This window comes from Methanosarcinales archaeon (assembly GCA_014859725.1).
Taxonomy (GTDB): domain Archaea; phylum Halobacteriota; class Methanosarcinia; order Methanosarcinales; family Methanocomedenaceae; genus Kmv04.
This window is the reverse complement of the sequence record JACUTQ010000138.1, coordinates 1-6126: the sequence shown is the minus strand read 5'-3', so window position 1 is coordinate 6126 and position 6126 is coordinate 1. Positions and strand designations below refer to the sequence as shown.

Annotated in this window: 8 protein-coding genes; 4 read left to right on the top strand and 4 right to left on the bottom strand. The window is 39.2% G+C overall.

Annotated features, from left to right (window positions below):
• Nucleotides 1–498 (top strand): pyruvate formate lyase-activating protein (locus tag IBX40_10300; GenBank protein ID MBE0524708.1); only part of this gene is annotated, 498 nt, incomplete at its 5' end.
• A gap of 17 nt (nt 499–515) precedes the next feature.
• On the opposite strand, the gene endA is transcribed toward IBX40_10300, so the two are convergent.
• Nucleotides 516–1586, bottom strand: coding sequence for a tRNA-intron lyase (endA, locus tag IBX40_10295; GenBank protein MBE0524707.1), 1071 nt, complete (start codon nt 1584–1586; stop codon nt 516–518).
• Between the two features lie 160 nt (nt 1587–1746).
• On the opposite strand from endA, the gene IBX40_10290 reads away from it, so the two are divergent.
• The 3 genes from IBX40_10290 to IBX40_10280 are packed head-to-tail and all read left to right on the top strand — an operon-like array spanning nt 1747 to nt 3735.
• Nucleotides 1747–1920 (top strand): 4Fe-4S binding protein, encoded by a 174-nt coding sequence (locus IBX40_10290; GenBank protein MBE0524706.1) that lies wholly within the window; start codon nt 1747–1749, stop codon nt 1918–1920.
• A gap of 51 nt (nt 1921–1971) precedes the next feature.
• Entirely contained in the window at nt 1972–3003 is a 1032-nt protein-coding gene (gene asd / locus IBX40_10285) for an aspartate-semialdehyde dehydrogenase (protein MBE0524705.1), read from the top strand.
• Between the two features lie 60 nt (nt 3004–3063).
• A complete protein-coding gene (locus tag IBX40_10280; GenBank protein MBE0524704.1) occupies nt 3064–3735 on the top strand; it encodes a radical SAM protein in 672 nt (223 codons plus the stop codon).
• Between the two features lie 181 nt (nt 3736–3916).
• Here the strand turns inward: IBX40_10280 and IBX40_10275 are convergent, their stop codons facing one another.
• Genes IBX40_10275 through IBX40_10265 form a run of 3 tightly spaced genes read right to left on the bottom strand, consistent with a single transcriptional unit; the run spans nt 3917 to nt 6032 of the window.
• A complete protein-coding gene (locus tag IBX40_10275; protein ID MBE0524703.1) occupies nt 3917–4396 on the bottom strand; it encodes a DUF2240 family protein in 480 nt (159 codons plus the stop codon).
• Between the two features lie 10 nt (nt 4397–4406).
• The gene (gene radB / locus IBX40_10270) at nt 4407–5084 is read right to left on the bottom strand and encodes a DNA repair and recombination protein RadB (GenBank protein ID MBE0524702.1); all 678 of its coding nucleotides are present in this window, start codon (nt 5082–5084) and stop codon (nt 4407–4409) included.
• Between the two features lie 39 nt (nt 5085–5123).
• On the bottom strand, nt 5124–6032 hold the full coding sequence (locus IBX40_10265) for a hypothetical protein (protein ID MBE0524701.1): 909 nt from the start codon (nt 6030–6032) through the stop codon (nt 5124–5126).
• Between the last annotated feature and the right edge of the window lie 94 nt (nt 6033–6126).

Here is a 6126-nt window from a genome sequence, read left to right as displayed (position 1 = left end):
CCTAGTAGCCTTACAAGAATGAGATCTGTAATGGAAACATTAAAAAATGACCACAATAATGTGCTGGTAATGGATACAGGGCCGGCAGCTATTTGCGGTGCCATATTAGACGTCCTTGCTGACCCCGTCCTTGTTATTAACATTGGGAACGGGCATACCATTGGTGCAGTGGTGTCTGAAAATAGGATGCTGGCAATATTTGAGCACCATACCAGACAGATGGATGCCCAAAAACTTGATAATTACATTGTGCGATTATGCGATGGAAATTTGAATTTTGATGATGTCTTTAACGATGGAGGGCATGGTTGCCATATCCAGGAAACTGTGGTTTTTGGTAATATTAGATCAATTATAGTAACAGGACCCAAAAGGCAGATTATGGAAAACTCCGCATTTGATGTAGAATTTGCAGCGCCTTTTGGTGATATGATGCTTACAGGATGTTTCGGGCTTATTGAGATGTTTAAACGAAAATTTGAATTAATGCTCGATTAGGCCCAGGCCCAGTTAATCTACATTTTTATCCTGCTAATCTCCAGATAAGAAATTGTCTCCCCGGATTCCCAGGCAAATATCATCTGTTTTTTAACACTATTTGCCAGTCTCACTGCCCTGGACAGTTGAGACAAATTGAAAATATAATTATTATCTAAAGCATGAACAAGGAATTCAGAATGGAGCATACCCTTTTTTGGATCCACCTTTTTGTAAACACGGTAATGGCTGCCGAATTTATATCCGGTCTTAACCACCATTCCTTTTTCTCTAAGATCTTTATAAACAGCTAACTTTTTCGGGAAATCAGATTCCACCATCACTGCCTGGTCGGCAAAATCGTTAGGAGTTAGAATCCTACCTTTACTATCCATGATCTCTACTACCTCCCTGCCCAGCAGATATGCGGCCTCTATAAGGGATAACTGAAGACGTATTTCATCAAGGGCCTTTCCATACAGGAATTCATTGTGTAATTGGGCAGAAGATTTACTATCCCAGACCATGACCCTATCTTCCAATAACGATGCCCTGATTGCAGGAACTGATCGTGAATTATCCATATCTCCTTTCATACTGCGTAACCTGGCCCCGTAGAAGGTGATCTCACTCTCTTCATCCACCACTGCCATGATAAGCTCTTTCTTAACATTTGAGGCAGTTATTATCTGACGAACCAGATCTGTTAGCAGCATAGGCTGCCGTTCAGATAACACGTAAACAAAATATCTGGACGGTGTTCTTCCAGGACTACCGCCCCTGGGATATACTCTAAAATCAGTAACACCGGGCTTAATAAAATAACCCCTCTCCCGCAGGTCTTTAAAAACAATATATTTCACTTCGAAATTACCAGTCCTGCGGCTGGCCTCACACATGAATCCTTCAAAATCAAGTTTCTTGTTTTCAGAATTCACTGTAATCTTGCCTTTATATATAAGGTAAGCTGCTTCAATCAGAGTCAGTTCAAGGATATCATCCTTTGGTTGACCGTAATAACTGGTGTCATACAGGATTTCCTTGGAATCTATCGGCAGCGTGACAATCTCACAGCTTAAGCTACCTGAAAATGTATTAATATTGTTCATCCTTTTCATCTAATAGTAAGGTCAATTAATTAGTCTTTCTGAAAAATAGAAAAAATAATGACATTGGGAGTATTATTAATCGTAAGATATTTATTATACTATTTCATTTGGTTATTCCAAACCCAAAATCAGGGGAATATGAATAGGAGAGATAATAACTATGGCAGCAAAAGTTGATAAAGATGAATGTACAGGATGCGGAACATGTGTGGAAGAATGCCCCACAGAAGCGATCTCATTGAATGAGGATGATATTGCGGTTGTCAATGAAGATGACTGCACAGAATGTGGATTATGCGTGGACTCATGTCCAACCAGCGCAATAACGTTGTAATTTCGTAAAATATTCAACAAGTGAACTCATAAAATTTATTACGAAATTACAATGACTGAAACAATCAAAGTGGGGGTTCTTGGGGCAACTGGTGCGGTAGGACAGAGGTTTGTTCAGGCCCTGGAAGCCCATCCCTGGTTTGAAATATCTGCCCTTGCAGCTTCAAAGCGATCAGCAGGAAAGAAATACAAAGACGCTGCTAACTGGCGCCTTGAAAGCCAGATGCCTGAAGAAGCTGCTGATATCGAAGTAGTGCCTATTGATACAAAATTAGTGGATGCTGATATTGTATTTTCAGCACTACCTGCAGATATAGCAAAAAAGGTAGAATCAGATTTTGCACAGGCAGGATGTCTGGTAGCAAGTAATGCCAGTGCTTTTAGAACAGATACTGATGTACCTCTTATGATACCAGAGGTTAATCCCGAACACCTGGGACTTATTGATGTCCAGCGGGACAATAGAGGGTGGGACGGATGTATAGTTACCAATCCTAACTGTACTACAATTATGTTCACAGTTACACTTAAGCCACTGATGCAATTTGGTATTGAGAACCTGACAGTTGCTTCCATGCAGGCCATATCCGGAGCCGGATATAATGGTATACCATCCATGAGTATTCTGGAGAATGTGGTGCCGTATATCGGCGGCGAGGAAGAAAAAGTGGAAAGTGAACCTAATAAATTGTTGGGTGAATTCGATGGAAGCCAGGTCATTCCTGCCAATATCAACATCAGTGCCAGCTGCCATAGAGTACCGGTAATGGACGGCCATCTTGAGGCCCTATGGGTCGATATGGAGGATGATCCCTCACCCGGGCAAGTGCGCCAGGCATTTTTGGACTTTGATCCCGGATTATCAAATCTGCCAAGTGAACCTGACCCCGTCATCATTGTGCGGGATGAACCCGACAGGCCCCAGCCGAGACTTGATAGGAATGCTGGTAATGGTATGAGTGTATCAGTAGGCCGGATAAGGGAAGGGATCAGGTATATTGTAATGGGTCATAATACAATCCGCGGCGCTGCAGGAGCCAGCGTGTTGAATGCTGAATTGATTCGAAAGAAAGGTTATATCTAAGCTTATCTAAGCTTTGGTTGCCTTTTTTTTTATTTTGATCATTTTTAATAACAGAATTATATGCATATATCCTATCTTGCTGTGTCAGCGAATAGATGCACAATTCAGTTTGCTGGATGCAACTTTAACTGCCGCGGATGTTTCAGCAATGAAAAACGAAATGGCGGCATTGCAATATCAGCAGAACTGCTGGCAACTCATATACCTATTAACAAAAAGGTGATGCTTGCAGGAGGTGAGCCAACACTGGATAAACAGGGTCTGCTTTCAATATTAATCCAACTGGATGGCAGGGATGTAATTCTGTCCACTAATGGATACCTGCTGGATGAATCAATTATAGAGAAAATCAAGGGGACTGTAGTTCACATTGACCTGAAGGCCCTTGATCCTGACATGCATAAATGGTATACAGGAAAGGATAATAAAAAAGTATTAGAAGCGATACGGCTGCTTTATGAATATCAATTTGAATTTGAAGTAAATACAGTATATATTCCGGGAATTGTTGAAATTGATGAGATCCAGAACATAGCCAGATTCCTATCAGATATTGGGGACATAAAATACAAAATAATCCGATATGTGCCCGTGGGTGATTTTTCACGAAGACCTGAAATATTTGAGATCGAGAATGCAATGCAGGCTGCTGGAAAATATCTAAAAAATGTATCCAGTTCCATTGAGAACAGGAGTCATCCGAAAGATCGTGAGATAATTTCAGTAATTTAAGATTACTTTCACTCTGCTCTTGGCTTTATTATATATGAATAAAAATGCATTATCAAATTGTACAATGAAATATTAGCGGGAAGGAAAAATATATCGCCCCTCGCGCCCGTCGTAATTCCTTCCCTCTTTTTTTGTACATAATGTATAACTATAACTTTATGTACTCAATTAAATCCGAGCATTAGCAAAGATTTTCTTCTTGGGCCTTAACCAGGTTTTTGTATGATTTTTCGATCAGATCATCCACTTCAATACCATATTCCTTTGCCACCAAAATCCCAAGCACCTCAATATTGAACAGTCCAGAAGTTTCTTCCTTTTTTCTGTTGATGCTGGCAATGATCTTTTGTTTTTCTTCTCCAGTATTGGTCAGGATGCGTTCAATGATCAGCTCAAATACATCTTTTTCTTCAAATATTGATGGATCGGGTTTGAAACCCATAGGGATCTTCACCTGATTTATATCAAATTTGGCTTTGAGCATCCCCTTCTCCCTGGATATTACTCCATTTTCAATAGCAATCTGAACAAAAGCTTTAGCTGTATCTGGCTTGAACCAGTTAAGGTCCATGGAAAGAGCCATAACAAACTCAGACTCCTTTAACATGTCAGTCCCTTTGCGTTTGAAAGGCTGGGCAGCAGTGTACATCAAATCATTCATAACTTCACACCTAGACTATACCCTCATTAGTAATAGTAAGATCAACGCATTTCATTTCAGCCCTTGATCTGTGTTTAATCAAAGTTGCTCTTCGTTTATCCTTTTCAATCCTTTTCAATTTGATTATCGTCTTGGAAAGGTGTTCGATCAGATTACCACCCAGGGGGTGCAGTTCACCAGTATCTACATCCGTATAGACTTGGTTAGTAATTACTACCACCATATTGAATTTCCTTGCCAGCCTGTGCAGACCTGCCATTTGCTCTACCAATTGGCGCCTAATGTTAGAATTGTTGTCATCACCTGGCATCAGCCCGAATCGATAAAAAAGGGTGGCAGAATCAACTATAACCAATCCGATCCCGGTGGAGGCCAATTTTTCAATATCCACAATGGCAGAATACTGCTGCTGGAAATCCCCTGGTTCATAAATAATAAGATCATTAGCAAGTTTTTTTGCATCATTACCTGCAATCTGGCTGAAACGTTCTGCAGAAAATCCATCTGTGTCAATGATTACTGCTTTTTCCTGGTTTTTAATACATTGCACTGTTAGCTGCAAACAGATATTTGTCTTTCCGGTGGCAGATCCTCCATATATCTGGGTTATAATACCATGTTCAAATCCACCCCCTAACAGCTCGTCAAGATTCTCACTTCCAGATGATAGATGCTTATTTTTTACTATGCTTTCGTCAATCAGTTTTAATTCCTCTTCTTAGTTGAATTATAGATTTTTAATCGTTATTATCGATATATTATCAATTTCCAGGACATTTTTATTTTCGTTTTGTTCTTTAGTTAATATCCATCCCTGTTTTGCCTGGAACGCATCTATAAACAATTTCATTGATATCATGTCATCGTCTGTGATATTATCCAGGTATTTCAGGAAAATCCTCTCATCTTCTGATGTAGCCAAAGCATCAAATGAATATTCAAGCCCTGCCGCATCAACTAGCTGAATATCTCTATAGATATCATATTCTTCTAATTTTTTCAGTGCCAGTTCAACCAGTTCACGATGTGATTCTCCCTGAATTATTTTGCCTGAAGGCTGAGGAATAAATTCTTTTTTTTCAATTGGTTTTTTAAATCCAAATATTTCCTGGAAGAATAATTCCGGTTCAAGCCTTACATGGTTCTCATCTGCTATCAGATATACTGAAAGTATATCACTAATGTTCCCGGGTGGGAAATTGTCATTTGTTAGGATAATATTTTTTATTTTATTGGTAAGTGTCTCATAAAAATACTTCATCTCTATTATTGGAAGCCTGATAAAGAGTCTCTTATGTGGTCCTCTATCGTAGAGTTTGTATCCAAAATCCCGGTCAAGTTCTTCTTTTATGCCATCGATGATCACCTGGCTTTTTGTCTTAACCCCTACCAGGTCTTCAACAAGGTTACTATCCACCTTTACTGACTTTTTTCCACCGATAATAAGAAGAGAATCGATATATTTCATATCTTCAATATCAAGATCAGAAACCAGATCTCTTATGTTGGACATAATATCGGTGTCATTTGAAAGAGTGTTAAATACCAAGATCCATTCCTTTCCCCATTTTATAGTTCTGGACTCTCCTTTCTCATGTACCACATCCTGTAAGCTATCGTAAGAATTCTCGTTCAAATCCAACACCAAGGTAATGAATGAAATGTAAACATGATTTAAATAATAGTGTTTATTAGTATAGAAATAGTTTATTAAAGGGTCTTAACATATA